Below are 15,739 nucleotides of genomic sequence, written 5' to 3'. Positions count from 1 at the left end.
GGGGGCGTGCGGGCAGCGGAATGCGCACGCACGCGCGCGTGCCGCACGACGGCGGCCGGCCCCTCCGGATCGGACAGATCCCGGTGAGTGCGCTGGTCGCGTCGTGTCAGGCGGCGAGAGCGAGAACGGCGGCGGCCCTCGGCGGACCGCGTCGGATCACGGAGTGCTGGAGCGTGACGGCGCACGGGGCGGGCGGTTCGTCCCAGGCGCTGTGGCGGTCACGCGCGGGTGCCTCGGGTACCGCCACGAGCCCGGCGCACAGGGCGCGCGCCAGCGCGAGCGCCCCTCGCAGGAAACGGACGAGCGCCGCTTCCCCGACCCCGCGCGCCGAATCGGCGGACAGCTCGATCAGCCGCAGCAGCGCCAGATCGCCCCGGCGCAGCAGCCATCCGGCCACGACGGCCGCGAGCACGTGCCCGAGCAGCATCGGCACGGAGGGCAGCAGCGAGCCGAAGGACCCGGTGCCCGCCGTGTCGCCCATCCCGCTCATGCCCGTGCTCATGCCCGTGGCGGAGGAGGTGGTGAGATGCGCGTCCGCGAGGATCTTGTACGCGTGGGCGGGGCTGAGCTGCGCCGCCCCGGCCCCGCACAGCAGCCGCGCGGCCCGCTCGACCGCCGAGGCGTCGCCCGCGGACAGGGACGACACCGATGACATCGACGACATGGTCGTCGAACCGCCGGACAGCGCGGTGGTCCCGTGCTGGCCGAGGCCGAACAGCGTGTGCAGGACGGTCTGCAGGACCGCCAGCAGCGCCACGATCCCCGGCAGGGTGCGGGCCCGCCCGGTCAGCGGGACGACGAGTGCCAGGGTGCCCAGGAAGCCCGCGCCGAGCGTCCACAGCGGGACGGTCGCGCAGGAGGCCAGGGCGTGCCCCGCCGCGGCCAGCACGACGCAGAGCGCGGCGAACACCACGGCCCGCAGGAGCCGCAGTCCGCTTCCGGTGCGCGCCGTGCGCGGGCGGGGGGCAGTCATGGCGCGCTCATCATCGCACTGGACCCGCACCCGCTTGACGTCAGGTCCGGAAGATTCCGTTACCTGCGGAAAGGGGGAGGGGGGAGGGGTGGTGGGCGGCATACGAGAGGTGATCGAGGGAAAGAACCTAAAGATCATTCTTGTGCCGAACCACCCGCTCATACACCGAAACCTCCCGGGGCGCATCCCCCGGATGGGCGTTCTCACATGAACGGAGTGCTTACACCCGCGCACGGGTGGCAATAGGTATCGGTATGTCGAGCCGCGGCCGGGAGGCTGGAGCATGAGCATCTGGTGGTCCCTCCATCTGAGGCGCGAGGCCGCGAGCGTGCCGCTCGCCCGGCGGCTGCTGATCGGCACGATGGAGACGGCGGGCGTCGATCCCGACATCTCCTACGACCTCTCCGTCGCCCTCAGCGAGGCCTGTGCGAACGCCGTCGAGCACGGCGGGGCCGGCCGTCCCTCGGAGGCGTACCGGGTCACCGCCTACCTGGACGGCGAGAAGTGCCGTATCGAGGTGGCCGATTCGGGTCCGGGGCTCGGTCCGGGGTTCGCCCGCACCCAGGACCTCAGACCCGCCCGCCCCGACGCCGAGAACGGCAGAGGGCTCTGTCTCATCAGAGAACTCGCCGATCACGTCCACATCGGCAACAAACCCGGCCGCGGCGGCACCGTGGTCAGCTTCGACAAGATCCTCAAGTGGAAGAAAGATCCTTCCCTGCTTTCGGCATGAAGCTCGCCCCCGCATAACACCCGCGCTAGGGTGCGCGCATGATTCTCAGAAAGATTAAAGAAAGTGTGCTCAGGCCCGGTGTGATATTGCGTCTGATTGCCGTGGGCGACGCGAAAGCGCTGTGCGCCGCATACGTCGGCAACCGAAGCCATCTCGAACCCTGGGAACCGGTCAGACCCGAGTCCTTCTTCACCGTCGAGGGCCAGACCGAACGCATCGATGGCCTGCTGGGACAGGTCGCCGACGGGCTGATGGCGCCCTGGGTCATGGAGTCGTCCGAGGACGGCCGGATCGTCGGCGCGATCACCCTTTCCGGAATTTCCCTGGGCCCTTTCTGCAGTTCCTACGTCGGCTATTGGGTGGCGGGCGATCAGCAGGGCCGGGGTCTGGCCACCGCCGCTCTGGAGCGGGTCTGCGAGATCGCCCGGGATGTCGTGGGACTGCACCGGATCGAGGCGTCCACCCTGATCGAGAACACGACGTCCCAGCGGGTGCTGAAGAAATGCGGATTCGAGACGATCGGTGATGCGCCGCAGTATCTGCACATCAATGGAGAATGGCGGGACAGCCGGCTGTTCCAGCGGGTCCTGCACGACCGTGCCCCGGCCCTGTGACGCCGTCGCCCCGGTGCTGTGACCGCCTCAACCCACCGCTGTGACCAGCGTTTTCGCGTCGGCTTCAGCTTCCTGGGTGTTCACAGCTCGTTGCCAGCTCCCGCCCATGCCCCTGACAAACGGCGTTTCTAGCTTCGTCGACCATGACGGGAAACCACAAAAACACGTCGATCACCCGGCGCCGGGCCCTCGCGGTGTCCGGCGGCACGGTGGCGGCCGGCGGCCTCGCGGTCGCCGGCTTCCAGTCGGCCTTCGCCGACACGACCGACAGCACCGACGCGGACGCCTCGGCCTCCGCGAGCTCCACCAGCAGTGAGTGCATGACGCTGATGACCAGCGTCACGGAAGGCCCGTACTACCTCGATGGTGCCTTGGTGCGCAAGGACATCACCGAGGGCAAGGCCGGCGTTCCGCTGACCCTCCGCCTGACCGTCGTGGACGCCACCGACGGCTGCACCCCGGTCAAGGGCGCCGCGGTCGAGATCTGGCACTGCGACGCCTGGGGCTACTACTCCGGCTACACCACCGCCAACCCCGGCGGCTCCGCCCCCGCGGAGAGCGAGGAGGGCGACTCCGCCAACGACCAGACCTATCTGCGCGGCTACCAGATCGCCAACGCCAACGGGGTCGTCAAGTTCGAGACGATCTTCCCCGGCTGGTACACCCCGCGCACCTGCCACATCCACGTGAAGGTGCACACGGGCGGCGAGAAGGAGGACGGCACCTACGAGGGCGGCATCGTCAACTACACCGGGCAGCTGTTCTTCGACGACGACATCGCCGAGGAGATCTTCACGCTCGAGCCCTACTCGAAGCACACCGGCAGCTACACCGTCCTCGCCGACGACATGGTGTACGACGGCGGTGGCGCCTCCAGCGGTCTGCTGACCCTGAAGGCCGTGCACAAGAAGGACCCCTCGAAGGGCTACAAGGGCTCGCTGACCCTGGGCATCGACCCGGACGCCGAGAGCACGGGCGCCGGCAGCGGTGGCGGCGGCACCCCGCCGAGCGACGCTCCGACGGGCACCCCGCCGAGCGACGCCCCCAGCGACAGCGCCTCCCCTTCGGCCTCCGCCTCCTCATAAGGTAAGGGACATGACAAGTCGCGAGGACGACGCGCTGGCGGTGGCCGCGGTCACCGCGCTCACCGGTCAGCTGGCGCTGGCCCCGAAGCCGGGGCTGCCCGACCCGCGTGACCTGGACGCCCGCAGCACGCGCCAGGAGCACGACAGTCTGCGCTGGTCGGCCAAGGCGCTCGCGCCCGGCCTCGCGGCGATGGCCGCCTCCGCCCGCCGCACCGGCGAACCCTCGCCGGTGCTGCGGGCGGAACTGGGCGCGATCGGCCGGTGCACCGAGCACTCGGTCGGTCTGGCCGGCGGCGGCCACAAGGGCGCCCTGTGGGCCCTCGGCCTCCTCGTCGCCGCGGCCGCCCTGGACCCCCGGGCCAAGGCCCGCGACATCACCGCGAACGCGCGCAAGATCGCCGCCTTCAACGACAAGGGCGCCCCCAAGCGCCCCTCCCGGGGTTCGTCGATCTCCGCGAAGTACGGCGCGGCCGGCGCCCGCGGCGAGGCCCGCGCCGGATTCCCGCACGTCCGCAGGGCACTCGACGCCCTCGCCACCGCCCGCAAGGCCGGCGCCACCGAGAACCAGGCCCGCCTCGACGCCTTACTCACCGTGATGTCCACCCTCCAGGACACCGAACTCCTCTACGACACGGGCCCCATGGGCCTGCGCCATGTCCAGGCGGGAGCGCGGGGGGTCCTGGAGGCAGGCGGCACGGCGACGGAGGCAGGAGCCGAGGCGCTCGTCGCCCTGGACGCGGACCTGCACGAACGCGGCTGGAGCCCGAGGGGCAGCGCGGGACTGATGGCAGGCGCACTGTTCCTGGACGCCTTGCCCACTTTGTAACGCCCTAGCCGCAGCGCCCCTTTAGGGGCGCGGGGCTGTATTCGATTTGCGGCTACCGCCGCGCGGGCGCGAGCAGCCCCCACCCACCCGCAGAACGCAACAATGGCCGGGCACCCACCCAGGTACCCGGCCATTTCACATCCGTCAGCCCATCAGCTCTTCAGCGAAGCCATCCACGCCTCGACCTCGTCCGACCGCCGAGGCAGCCCCGCGGACAGGTTCCGGTTCCCGTCGGCCGTCACCAGGATGTCGTCCTCGATCCGCACCCCGATCCCCCGGTACTCCTCCGGCACGGTCAGATCGTCGGCCTGGAAGTACAGCCCCGGCTCGACGGTCAGCACCATCCCCGCCTCCAGCACACCCTCCACATACGTCTCGGTCCGCGCGGCAGCGCAGTCGTGGACGTCGAGCCCGAGCATGTGCCCGGTCCCGTGCAGCGTCCACCGGCGCTGCAGACCCAGCTCCAGCACGCGCTCCACCGGTCCCTCCACGAGCCCCCACTCGACGAGCCGCTCGGCCAGCACCCGCTGCGCGGCATCGTGGAAGTCGCGGTACTTCGCGCCCGGCTGCACCGCCGCGATGCCGGCCTCCTGGGCGTCGTACACGGCGTCGTAGATCTTCTTCTGGAGCTCGCTGTACGTGCCGTTGATCGGCAGCGTGCGCGTGACGTCGGCGGTGTAGAGCGAGTGCGTCTCGACCCCGGCGTCGAGCAGGAGCAGCTCGCCCGAGCGCACCGGCCCGTCGTTGCGCACCCAGTGCAGCGTGCAGGCGTGCGGGCCGGCCGCGCAGATGGAGCCGTAGCCGATGTCGTTGCCCTCGACCCGCGCGCGCAGGAAGAACGTGCCCTCGATGTAGCGCTCGCTGGTCGCCTCGGCCTTGTCGAGCACGCGTACGACGTCCTCGAAGCCGCGGACCGTGGAGTCGACGGCCTTCTGCAGCTCGCCGATCTCCCACTCGTCCTTGACCAGGCGGGCCTCGGAGAGGAAGACACGCAGTTCCTCGTCGCGCTCGGCGGTGACCTTGTCGGTCAGCGCCTCCTGGACGCCGGCGTCGTACCCGCGCACGACCCGCACCGGGCCGGTGGCCTCACGGAGCTGGTCGGCCAGCTCGCGGACGTCGGCGGCGGGGATGCCGTAGAGCGCCTCGGACTCGGTCAGGGAGTGGCGGCGGCCCACCCACAGCTCGCCCTGCCCGGAGAGCCAGAACTCGCCGTTCTCGCGGTCGGAGCGGGGCAGCAGGTAGACGGTGGCCACATGGCCGTCGTCCTTCGGCTCCAGGACGAGTACGCCGTCCTCGGTCTGGTCGCCGGTGAGATAGACGTACTCGACCGACGCCCGGAACGGGTAGTCCGTGTCGTTCGAGCGGGTCTTCAGGTTGCCGGCCGGGATCACCAGGCGCTCGCCCGGGAAGCGGGCGGACAGCTCGGCGCGGCGGCGCGCGGTGTGCCCGGCCTGCTCGACCGGGGTCAGGTCGTGCAGCTCCGTGTCGGCCCAGCCGGACTTCATGCTCTCGGCGAGCTCGTCGGACACGCCCGGGTACAGGCCGTTCTTGCGCTGCTTGATCGGCTCTTCGCTCTCTTCCGGGGTCTCCGGGGTGAGCTCGTCGGCCACGTCATCCTCCTCGACACTGCTGTGGATCCCGTCCATCGTACGGTCGTACCGAACGGCGTCCCAGGGACAGGGGGACCACGGGCCGTGTGACGTGCGCCGAGCTCCGCTTCTGACTGACCGGTCAGTCGAACCGGGCGGCCAGCAGAACGACGTCCTCCTCGCTGTCGGCCGCGTCGAGGCCGTCCGGCAGGACGGTGCGCAGCACATGGTCGGCGATCGCCCCGGGGTCGCAGCGCAGGGGGCGCGGGACGCTCGCGGCGGCCGTGTGCAGCCGGGCGAAGGCGCGGTCCATCGGGTCGCCGGTACGGTGCAGCAGCCCGTCGGTGTAGAAGAGAACGGTTTCGCCTGCTTCGGCCTGGATCTCCACGCTGGGCGCCTCCCAGCAGGCCAGCATGCCCAGCGGCGCGGACACCGAGGTCTCCGCGAACTCGGTGCGGTGCTCCCCGATCAGCAGCGGCGGGCTGTGCCCGGCGCCGGCCAGCGTGACCTTGCGCAGGGCCGGCTCGCAGTAGGCGAACAGGGCGGTGGCGGAGCGGGCCGGCTCGGTCAGCCGCAGCAGCAGCTCCAGGTCGGACAGGACCGCGACCGGGTCCTCGCCCTCCATCACGGCGTACGCCCGCAGGGAGGCGCGCAGCCGTCCCATCGCGGCGACCGCGCTGGGCCCGGAGCCGGTCACCGAGCCGACGGCGAGCCCGAGGGCCGCGTCGGGCAGCGGCAGCGCGTCGTACCAGTCGCCGCCGCCGCGCGGGCCGGTGCGGTGCCGGGCGGCGAGCTGGACGCCGGCCACCCGGGGCAGCCGGGAGGGGAGCAGCTCCTCGGCGATGGTCGCCATGCACGCGCGCGTGCGCTCCACCTCCAGCAGCCGGGCCAGGTGCTCCGCCGCGTACCGGACGTACAGGCCGATGAGATGGCGCCGGCGCTCGTCGGGCTCGGCGGGCTCGTCGTAGAGCCAGACGACCGCGCCCAGGCGGACGGCCGAGTCGGTGGTCACGGGGAGCGCGTAACTGGCGGCGTAGCCGAGGCGGGCGGCGACCTCGCGGTGCCGGGGGTGCAGGCCGTCCTCGGCGAACAGGTCGGAGTGCACGATCTCGCCGGCGGTGGCGCTGTCGTACGGCAGCGCGTCGGGCGGCACGGTCTCCAGGTGACCGAGGTCCGCGCGGCCGAGACCGAGGCCGATGGTGGTGCGCGGGCCGAGCCCGTCGGCCGGCTCCAGCGCTACGAGACCGCGCCGGGCGCCCACGAGGGCGGCACCGGCGCGCAGCAGCTCTTGGAGGGCGGGCTCCAGTCCGTCGGCGCGGGCGAGCCGTTCGGTCAGTTCGTGCAGCGTGGTGAGGTCGGAGACCCAGCCGGCCAGCCGGTCCTGGAGGACGGTGCCGGGCGCCGGTGCGGCGGGGGCCTTCGGGACGGGGGCTGCGCCGGGGGCGGCGGGCACGGGCGCGACAGTGTGTGCGGGCGTGGGAACCGTTGAATCGATTCCGGCCACTTTCGGAGGGTGCGGCGCGTTCATCGCGTCCGGCTTTCAGACCTGTGCGTATTGCTCAAAAGCATCGCAAACCCCCATGTCTTTCTGCGCCACTGGCAGTGTCTCCACATGTACACGCACTCGTGAGGGGATGTCCAGCATTGTCCTGCCGGGATTCCTGGTGTCCGTGGGCCTCTTGAGGTCTTCTCCCGGACCGCTTGCACAAAATCAAAGTTGGCTTAAAACTGACTCGGGTAACGGTTCATTGCGGTCGACTGGCCTTGCTCCACAGAGCGTCACAGCGGTCGTGATGGGTACGTACTTGGTGAAGGCCGGGGGTGGTTGGGGACCACCCGGAACCCGGCAACGGACCCGGGCGTCTTAACCACCGACGACCGTGCCCCATCCTCCCGTGGCGGAGGCGGAGAGAAACACTCGGAACGGCAAAACGCCAGACTTCGCCACCCCCACGCCGTGGCCGTGCTTTTGATAGACGCAGTACGAGCAGCAGTACGCAGCTGTACGACGCAGTACGACACAGTGCTTGAACGCGGGCGCGGCCCCCGCTCGACCCCATGGGGTTCCCCTTGCCCAGCGCAGGGGTGTGATGCGCCAACAGGTACGCACAGTGAAGTGATCGACACATGATGTGATGTGGTCCACGGTGTTGCCAGCGGTGCAACGGAAAGGAACGAGCGCTCATGCGCGAGATCCTCGGAAGGCGACGCAGGCTCCTGTCCAAGCGCAACGACAAGGGGCCTGAGCTGCTCGGCGCGGCCCTGACCTTCGCGACGGAATGGCAGTGGCCCGTACTCCCGGGCGTGGCTCCGGACCCGCAGGGCCGGGCCCGTTGTGCCTGCCCCGACCCGGAGTGCACGGTCCCCGGCGCCCACCCCTTCGACCCCGGCCTGCTGGCCGCCACCACCGACGAGCGCATGGTGCGCTGGTGGTGGGGCAACCGGCCGGCCGCCCCGATCGTCCTCGCCACCGGTGCCGCCGGCGGCAAGGCGCCCTGCGCGGTCAGCCTGCCGGCCCTCGCCGCCTCCCGCGCACTCACCCTCCTCGACCGCCGCGGCATGCGCCTCGGCCCGGTGGTCGCCGCGCCCAACCGGTGGGCGCTGCTCGTCAAGCCGTACTCCATGGAGCAGCTGGGCGAGCTGCTGTACGCCAAGGACTTCGTCCCCGGCTCGCTCCGCTTCCACGGCGAGGGCGGCTACCTCGCCCTGCCGCCCTCCGAGACCGGCCAGGGCGCCATCCGCTGGGAGCGCGCGCCGCTGCCCGGCTCGGCCAAGCCGTGGGTGCCCGATGTGGAGGCCGTGGTGGACGCCGTGGTCGACGCCCTCACTCGTACGGGTGTGAGCGCACCCGAGTTGTAAGGGTGTCGGGCGCGAGAACCCGGCTTCCCGCGCCGCGCTGGTTACCCTCCGCACATGCTGCGTAATTCTGGGGGGCACGGTAGGCGACGGCCGCTCCGCGGCGGTCCGGACTCCCGACTGCGTCTGCTCGCCCTCGCGGGTGTCATGGTGTGCGCGGTGGCGCTGCCACTGACCGTGGCCTCCGCGGGGCAGGTGGGCGACGCCACCGCACACCCGGCCCGGCACGACGCTCGCCATGACGCTCGCCATGACGACGACGCGAAGCTGCCGAAGCCCGCCCGGTCCCCCCTGGTGCTCGGCCTGGGCCTGTCCACGGCCGCCCGCTGCGGCCCCGAACTCACCTCCCCCGACGGGGTGGAGGCGCAGACCTGCGTGATGGCGCAGGGTCCGGACACCTGGGCGCGCACCTACTACCGCAATGCCACCGGGTCGGCCCTGGAGGCCGTCCTGAGCTTCATGGGCCCGGCCGGCCGCACCGTGCAGACGCACTGCGCCGCCGACGCCGACGACGAGCCCGCCACCTGTGAGACGCCCCGGGAGCGCGCACGGGGCTCGCTGGACGGCTACACGGCGGTCACGGAGTTCGCGGCGCGGGAGGGCGACGGGCGGCTGCTGCTGCGTTCCGCGAGCAACTCCGCGAGCAACTCCGAGAACGGTTCCGAGAACGGTTCCGGGAGCGGTCCTGGGACCGGCTCCGGTGGCTCCGCCGGCTCGTCGGCGGGCAGCCTGGGCGACCTTTCGCGGGAGTGACTTCGGGAAGCGTCTCCGGGAGGGACTCCGGGAGTCGCTCGGCCGTGGTGACGGGCGCGGCGAGTGGGGCAACTCGCGGAGGTCAGACGGGAGTTGACGAACGGCCTCGGTCCGTACACCGGACGCGGGCATGAAAGGGCCCGGTTGCTGGCGACGGGGGATGCACCAGCAACCGGGCTACTGAGACGGTAACAAGAGATCGGCGGTTCGCAAATTCGATCTCGGCTATTCGGACACGTATTTGCTTGCCACGTAGGGAAGTTGTGACAGGAGTCACCCGATTCAACACACCTGGGGCGGCTGACCGGTCGGTCAGCCGCGACCCTTTGCCCGTGCTGATCGTCAGCTGAGCGTGACCTGTCGGTTGGTCAGCCCGCCACGGGCCCGGCGCTCGTCCGCCGTGAGCGGTGCCGTCGAGGCCAGAGCGGTCGTGAGCCGCTCCGCGAACTCGGCCGCCGGCTTCTCCACGTCCTCCGCGCCGACCCCGCTCGGCAGGTCCCAGACCGGCACGGTGAGCCCGTGGGCGCGGAAGGAACCGACCAGCCGGGTGCCCTCGCCGAGGCTGGACCGGCCCGCCGCGTGCAGCCGCGCGAGAGCGTCCAGAAGCTGCTCCTCGGGATACGGCATGACCCACCGCAGATGGTTCTTCTCGGGCGTCTCGCACCAGTAGGCGGAGTCGACGCCGGTCAGCTTCACCGTCGGGATGGCCGCCGCGTTGGCCCGCTCCAGGGAGGCGGTCACGTCCGGGGTGGCGTTCTCCGCGTCCTGCACCCAGAACTCGAAGCCGTCGTGCACAACTGGCTCGAACGGGCCCTTCGGGTCGAGCAGGTCCTGCAGCCGGGGGCTGTCGGCGGGGGCGCGGCGGCCCTGCACCGGGGTGCCCGGCTCGGCGGCGAGCGCGCGCTGGAGGGTGTCGGCGAGGTCGCGGCTGATGTCGCCGGAGGCCGTGTCGTTCTGCAGGCCGATGAGGACCGTGCCGTCGTCACGGCGCAGCGCCGGCCAGGCCATCGGCAGCACCGTCGCGAGCGTGACCGACGGGACGCCCTCGGGCAGGCCGTCCTTCAGGGTCAGCTCGACCGTGGCGGCGGGCACCAGCTCGCGCAGCGCCACCCAGTCGCCCTCGCCGGCCAGCCCCTCGAAGGGGCGGTGCACCAGCTCGGTCGCCGCGTGCGCGGCCGCCCGGCCGTGGCACGCCTTGTAGCGCCGGCCGCTGCCGCAGGGGCAGGGCTCACGGGCACCGACAACCGGATAGTTCACATCAGCGCCTTCGGCGCGGGCCGCATCGCTGAGCTGCGGCCGCGTGGCCGTCGTCTGGGGTCGCTTCTTGGCCATCTGGGTGTCTCCCGGTTACGGCTCGTCTCGTACGGGCGGGAGCCTAGCCGTTCGCGCCCCGGGCCACGGGAACCTGTGGACGACGGCGCCGACACGGGCCGCACGTCCAGGCGCACGGGACCCGGTCGGCCTGCTGGACCCGGTCGGCCTGCTGGGTCCGGTCGGCCTGCTGGGTCCGGCCGGTCTGCTGGACCCGGTCGGTCCGGTCGGTCCGGTCGGTCGGGTCGGTCGGGTCAGTCCAGGTCGTCGAACGCGTCCGCGAAGTCCAGTTCGGCCATCTCCGGGGCCGAGGGCGTCATGACACGGGCGGCGAAGGCCTCACGGCGCTCCCCGGTGTCCTGGCGGCCCACCTCCGGACGGCGCGCGTCGTGGTGGCGTACGTCCTGGTGGTGCACGTCCTTGTGGACCACGACCCACACGGTGACCTCGCCCCGGGCGTCGTCCCGGACACCCCAGTCGTCGGCCAGTGCCGTGATGATGTTCAGCCCGCGACCGCCGTGCGCCGTGACCGAGGGGGTCATGGGAGCCGGGCGGGTCGGGCCGCCGCCGTCCGTCACCTCGACGATCAGCCGGCCGCGTGTGTCCACCCGCCAGGCGGCCCGGACGTCGCCGTCCCCGGCCAGTGCGTCCCCCAAGGGGCGCCCGTGTTTGCAGGCGTTGCTCAAAAGTTCGGAAAGGATCAGTACGGCATCGTCGATGACCGCTTCCGACACCCCACCGGTGCGCAACTGATCGCGCATGCGGTGTCTCGCCTTCCCCACGCCCGCAGGGCCATGGGGTACGGCCATGCTCGACGACGTGGGCACCTCCTGTGCCACCACCAACGCCACCCCCGAGACCTCCTTTGCCCCACGCCACGGTGTGGATGCCCCATTGGCCTGAACCGGAAACCGGCCAATGAATGTCCGGTGACGCATTCGCAACGAACGAATACGTACCGAACGCGCCGGAGCACTCCCTGTGACGGGTCGTCGCCGTATCCCCCGGATATGGCGTCGTGTGGCTGGATTTCGATGGTGTGGCCGAGAAGTGAGGATGGTGTGAGTGAGCTGTCGGGTCAAGGGGTGCGGGAGCGTCCTTACGTGACTTTTTATCTGAGTCCTACTCAGGACCGGCCCCGGTTCACCGCCCCAGCCGCTGCAGCACCGCCCCCGGCCGGTTGGTGATGATCGCGTCGATGCCGAGCTCCACGCACAGATCGACGTCCTCCGGCTCGTTCACCGTCCACACGTGGACCTGGTGGCCGTTGCGCTTCAGCCGCTCGATGTACGCGGGGTGGTTGCGCACGATCCGGATCGAGGGCCCCGCGATCCGCACCCCCGCCGGCAGCCGCCCGTCGCGCAGCCTCGGCGAGAGGAACTGCAGCAGATAGACCGTCGGCAGCGTCGGCGAGGCCGCCCGCACCCGGGCCAGCGACCGCGCGGAGAAGCTCATGACCCGCACGGGCGACTCGGCGGCGGTGGCCGGGGCGTCCAGCCCGAACCGCTTGAGCAGGACCAGCAGCCGCTCCTCGACCTGCCCCGCCCACCGCGTGGGGTGCTTGGTCTCGATCGCCAGCTCCACCCGCCGCCCGGCGTCCGCCACCAGCTCCAGCAGCCGCTCAAGCGTCAGCACGGAGGTGTCCGCGCGGTCCTCGGGCCGGAACTCCCAGTCCGGCTCCTCGTCCCGCCCCCGCCAGGCCGGGCTCTTCTTCCACGCGCCGAAGTCCAGGGCGGCCAGCTCCGCCAGCTCCAGGGCCGACACCGCGCCGCGACCGTTGGACGTACGGTTGACCCGTCGGTCGTGGACGCAGACCAGATGGCCGTCGGCGGTCAGGCGTACGTCGCACTCGAGGGCGTCGGCGCCGTCCTCGATGGCCTTCTTGTAGGCGGCCAGCGTGTGCTCGGGGGCGTCCTCGGAGGCGCCGCGGTGCGCGACGACCTGGACGCGGTGGCGTGGTGCGTGGGTCACCGCGACATGGTGCCACCGAGTGGCCGTACGTGGGGGCATCCCGGATGCCGGCAAAGGGAACTTTTGTCGGACAGGCCCTATATAAAGGTTGTCCGTGTACCCACAGCCACCGCTTATGGTGCTCTGACGGCCTGTGGGAAAAGCTGACGGCATACAAAAGCACATGCACAGCTGAATCGCGCCGGACCGACAGCAAGCGTGAAAGAGCGTGACCGAGTGCGACCGAGAAGAAAAGCCGTGGATCGAGGAGAAAAGCTGTGAGCACCGAGAACGAGGGCAACCCGGTACCTCCGGCCCCGTCCGCACCTCCTGTGCCGCCGGCCTCTCCCGCTGCTCCCCCGCAGCCGGCCGCATCCGGCGGGGACGCGCCGACCGCACCGCTTCCGCCCGCTCCCGCGAGCGACCCCTACGCGACCCCGCCCGCCCCCGCGGGTGACCCCTACGCGGCCCCGCCGCAGGCTCCGGAGGGCTCCTGGCCGCCTCCGCCCCCGGCGACCCCCTCCTACGCGGACGCCGGCGCGGGCGCCGGTGCCGCCCCCGGCACCGGCTGGGGATCGTCGTACGACCAGGCGCACCAGACCTACGACCATGCGAACCAGCCGTACCAGCAGCCGCAGCCCGCGCCGAAGAAGGGCGGCGGGCGCGGCGGTCTGATCGCCGCCGTCCTGGTGGCCGCGCTGGTCGCGGGCGGCCTCGGCGGCGGCCTCGGCTACACGCTGGCCAAGAGCAACGACGACGGCGGTTCGACGACCGTCTCCGCGTCCACCGACGGCGGCGCCACCCAGGTCAAGCGCGCCGCCGGCACCGTCGCGGCGGTCGCGCAGAACGCGCTGCCCAGCACGGTCACCATCGAGTCCGAGAGCACCAACGGCGAGGGTGGCACCGGCACCGGCTTCGTCTTCGACAAGCAGGGCCACATCATCACCAACAACCACGTGGTGGCGGACTCCCTCGACGGCGGCAAGCTGACCGCGACGTTCCCGGACGGCAAGAAGTACGAGGCCGAGGTCGTCGGCCACGCGCAGGGCTACGACGTCGCGGTGATCAAGCTCAAGAACCCGCCGTCGGACCTGAAGCCGCTCGCCCTGGGCGACTCCGACAAGGTGGCCGTCGGCGACGAGACGATCGCCATCGGCGCCCCCTTCGGCCTGTCCAACACCGTCACCACGGGCATCATCAGCGCCAAGAACCGCCCGGTCGCCTCCAGCGACGGCAGCGCCAGCAGCAAGGCGTCCTACATGAGCGCCCTGCAGACCGACGCCTCCATCAACCCGGGCAACTCCGGCGGCCCGCTGCTGGACTCCTCCGGCGCGGTGATCGGCATCAACTCCGCGATCCAGTCCGCCTCCAGCGGCGGCCTGGGCAGCAGCGGCCAGTCGGGCTCGATCGGCCTCGGCTTCGCCATCCCGATCAACCAGGCCAAGTACGTGGCCCAGCAGCTGATCAAGACCGGCAAGCCGGTCTACGCGAAGATCGGCGCGTCGGTCTCCCTGGAGGACGGCACGTCCGGCGCGCAGATCACCGACTCCGGCTCGGGCGGCGCCGCCGCGGTCGAGTCGGGCGGCCCCGCGGCCCAGGCCGGCCTCAAGCCCGGCGACGTCATCACCAAGCTCGACGACTCGGTGATCGACAGCGGCCCGACCCTGATCGGCGAGATCTGGACCCACAAGCCCGGCGACAAGGTCCAGATCACCTACAAGCGAGGCGGCACGGAACACACCGTCACCCTCACCCTCGGCTCCCGCGTCGGCGACAACTGACCCCCACCCGCCCGCACGAACCGGTTACTCTGTTCCCCGCGCCGATCTCGGTCGACGCGGGGTGGGTTGCCCGAGCGGCCTAAGGGAACGGTCTTGAAAACCGTCGTGGCGCGAGTCACCGTGGGTTCAAATCCCACACCCACCGCTTGATGCGAACGGCCCCTGACCAGGTATGACGGTCGGGGGTCGTTGGCGTGTGCGGGGTGGGTGTGGGTGCCTGGTGCGGCGGTTCGTGTGGTGCGCGGCGGTCGGGATGATGGGGGCGTCTGCTCTGGACGCGTGTGCCGGGGTGGGAAAGCATCAGGCATGCGCTCAGCCGACTGGCAGTTAACCGAAGACGTCGACGACTTTCTCGCGCGGGCCGGGGAGTTTCTGCGCTTGCGGCCCGGCCCGCACGTGATGCAGCTGACCTGGGCCGAGAGGGTGCGGAAGCGGGGGGCGGGGGCGTTCGGCAGCGAGGCTGCCGTCTTCGGCCTGCTGGAGCGGGCGGGTGAGGTGGAGGCCACCTTCTACCACCTTCCGCCCCGTGCGTTGGGTCTGTCGCCCCTCACGCCCGAGCAGGCCGACTCCCTCGCCGCGCACCTGGCCGGGCTCGGTCACGACCTTTCTTCCGTCGGCGCCGATCACGGCACGGCGACCGCGTTCGCCGAGGCCTGGCAGCGGCACACCGGCGCGACGCCCGGAATCCGCGACACCCGGGTCCGTCTGTACGGCCTCGGCACGCTCACGCCACCCGACCCGATGCCGGCGGGACGGGCCCGTGTCCTGGGTGAGGAGGATCTTGGGGAAGCCATCTTCTGGTGCGGTGAGTTCGCCAGATCGGTGGGGGAGGATGTGGTCGTCGACGCCGGCACGTGGGGCGGCACCCGCTTCGCCGACAAGCGCTACACGCTCTGGGAGACCCCGGACGGCACCCCCGTCTCCGTCGCGGGCATGAACCCGTTGATCGGCGGCCAGATCCAGGTGGACATCGTCTACACCCCGGCGCATCTGCGCGGTCGGGGCTACGCGGGTGCGGTGGCGGCGGAGGTGAGCCGGGCCGCGCGGGCCGCCGGGACCACGGACGTCGTCCTGTTCGCGGACCAGTCCAACCCCACCAGCAACGCCCTCTACCAACGCCTCGGATACGTCCGGCTCGCCGACTGGTGCGCGTACGACTTCTCGCGTGCCGGGGCGGACGCCGACTGAGCAGCCGCCAGCCACCGTCGTCGTGAACGGGGCGTAAGGGGTGCTCCTCCAGGGAGGGCACCCCTTACGCATGCGGTCTC

General features: G+C 71.4%; 14 protein-coding genes and 1 tRNA gene. 9 read left to right on the top strand and 6 right to left on the bottom strand.

Annotated elements, in window-relative coordinates; genetic code table 11:
• Window positions 1-106: 106 nt before the first annotated feature.
• Entirely contained in the window at window positions 107-973 is an 867-nt protein-coding gene (locus tag ACIPSJ_RS16770) for a hypothetical protein (RefSeq protein ID WP_401346450.1), read from the bottom strand.
• 283 nt (window positions 974-1,256) lie between these two features.
• Here ACIPSJ_RS16770 and ACIPSJ_RS16765 point away from each other — a divergent pair, with 283 nt between their 5' ends.
• The 4 genes from ACIPSJ_RS16765 to ACIPSJ_RS16750 all read left to right on the top strand — a co-directional run bounded on the left by ACIPSJ_RS16765 (window position 1,257) and on the right by ACIPSJ_RS16750 (window position 4,231).
• Window positions 1,257-1,706 carry an ATP-binding protein gene (locus ACIPSJ_RS16765; protein WP_355724531.1) on the top strand — a complete coding sequence of 150 codons (450 nt, stop codon included), beginning with the start codon at window positions 1,257-1,259 and terminating at the stop codon, window positions 1,704-1,706.
• A 38-nt stretch (window positions 1,707-1,744) separates the two neighbouring features.
• On the top strand, window positions 1,745-2,320 hold the full coding sequence (locus ACIPSJ_RS16760; RefSeq protein WP_359212043.1) for a GNAT family protein: 576 nt from the start codon (window positions 1,745-1,747) through the stop codon (window positions 2,318-2,320).
• 143 nt (window positions 2,321-2,463) lie between these two features.
• Window positions 2,464-3,405, top strand: a complete 942-nt coding sequence (locus ACIPSJ_RS16755) for an intradiol ring-cleavage dioxygenase (RefSeq protein WP_355724537.1) — start codon at window positions 2,464-2,466, stop codon at window positions 3,403-3,405.
• Between the two features lie 10 nt (window positions 3,406-3,415).
• The gene (locus ACIPSJ_RS16750) at window positions 3,416-4,231 is read left to right on the top strand and encodes a triphosphoribosyl-dephospho-CoA synthase (RefSeq protein ID WP_359212037.1); all 816 of its coding nucleotides are present in this window, start codon (window positions 3,416-3,418) and stop codon (window positions 4,229-4,231) included.
• A gap of 152 nt (window positions 4,232-4,383) precedes the next feature.
• Here the strand turns inward: ACIPSJ_RS16750 and ACIPSJ_RS16745 are convergent, their stop codons facing one another.
• Window positions 4,384-5,841 carry an aminopeptidase P family protein gene (locus ACIPSJ_RS16745; RefSeq protein ID WP_359212034.1) on the bottom strand — a complete coding sequence of 486 codons (1,458 nt, stop codon included), beginning with the start codon at window positions 5,839-5,841 and terminating at the stop codon, window positions 4,384-4,386.
• Window positions 5,842-5,962: 121 nt separating this feature from the next.
• On the bottom strand, window positions 5,963-7,348 hold the full coding sequence (locus ACIPSJ_RS16740) for a PP2C family protein-serine/threonine phosphatase (RefSeq protein WP_401346449.1): 1,386 nt from the start codon (window positions 7,346-7,348) through the stop codon (window positions 5,963-5,965).
• Between the two features lie 656 nt (window positions 7,349-8,004).
• Here ACIPSJ_RS16740 and ACIPSJ_RS16735 point away from each other — a divergent pair.
• Both ACIPSJ_RS16735 and ACIPSJ_RS16730 read left to right on the top strand, forming a co-directional pair.
• Window positions 8,005-8,679, top strand: a complete 675-nt coding sequence (locus ACIPSJ_RS16735; RefSeq protein WP_359212028.1) for a bifunctional DNA primase/polymerase — start codon at window positions 8,005-8,007, stop codon at window positions 8,677-8,679.
• 54 nt (window positions 8,680-8,733) lie between these two features.
• Window positions 8,734-9,429, top strand: coding sequence for a hypothetical protein (locus ACIPSJ_RS16730; RefSeq protein WP_401346448.1), 696 nt, complete (start codon window positions 8,734-8,736; stop codon window positions 9,427-9,429).
• A gap of 342 nt (window positions 9,430-9,771) precedes the next feature.
• Here the strand turns inward: ACIPSJ_RS16730 and ACIPSJ_RS16725 are convergent, their stop codons facing one another.
• The 3 genes from ACIPSJ_RS16725 to ACIPSJ_RS16715 form a co-directional block, all read right to left on the bottom strand.
• The gene (locus tag ACIPSJ_RS16725) at window positions 9,772-10,761 is read right to left on the bottom strand and encodes a DUF5926 family protein (RefSeq protein ID WP_355713570.1); all 990 of its coding nucleotides are present in this window, start codon (window positions 10,759-10,761) and stop codon (window positions 9,772-9,774) included.
• 233 nt (window positions 10,762-10,994) lie between these two features.
• The gene (locus ACIPSJ_RS16720) at window positions 10,995-11,678 is read right to left on the bottom strand and encodes an ATP-binding protein (protein WP_359212025.1); all 684 of its coding nucleotides are present in this window, start codon (window positions 11,676-11,678) and stop codon (window positions 10,995-10,997) included.
• Between the two features lie 205 nt (window positions 11,679-11,883).
• Window positions 11,884-12,711, bottom strand: coding sequence for a glycerophosphodiester phosphodiesterase (locus tag ACIPSJ_RS16715; protein WP_359212022.1), 828 nt, complete (start codon window positions 12,709-12,711; stop codon window positions 11,884-11,886).
• 257 nt (window positions 12,712-12,968) lie between these two features.
• Here ACIPSJ_RS16715 and ACIPSJ_RS16710 point away from each other — a divergent pair, with 257 nt between their 5' ends.
• The 3 genes from ACIPSJ_RS16710 (at window position 12,969) to ACIPSJ_RS16700 (ending at window position 15,659) form a co-directional block, all read left to right on the top strand.
• Window positions 12,969-14,471: a trypsin-like peptidase domain-containing protein gene (locus tag ACIPSJ_RS16710; RefSeq protein ID WP_359212020.1), complete on the top strand. Its 1,503-nt coding sequence runs from the start codon at window positions 12,969-12,971 to the stop codon at window positions 14,469-14,471.
• Between the two features lie 60 nt (window positions 14,472-14,531).
• Window positions 14,532-14,616: transfer RNA gene (locus ACIPSJ_RS16705), tRNA-Ser, on the top strand.
• A 161-nt stretch (window positions 14,617-14,777) separates the two neighbouring features.
• Complete coding sequence (locus tag ACIPSJ_RS16700; RefSeq protein WP_401346446.1) at window positions 14,778-15,659, top strand: GNAT family N-acetyltransferase; 882 nt, start codon at window positions 14,778-14,780, stop codon at window positions 15,657-15,659.
• The last annotated feature ends 80 nt before the right edge of the window (window positions 15,660-15,739 follow it).

This window comes from Streptomyces sp. NPDC090088 (assembly GCF_044747345.1).
Taxonomy (GTDB): domain Bacteria; phylum Actinomycetota; class Actinomycetes; order Streptomycetales; family Streptomycetaceae; genus Streptomyces.
The sequence above is the reverse complement of the archived record's forward strand: the minus strand, read 5'-3'. Positions and strand labels throughout refer to the sequence as shown.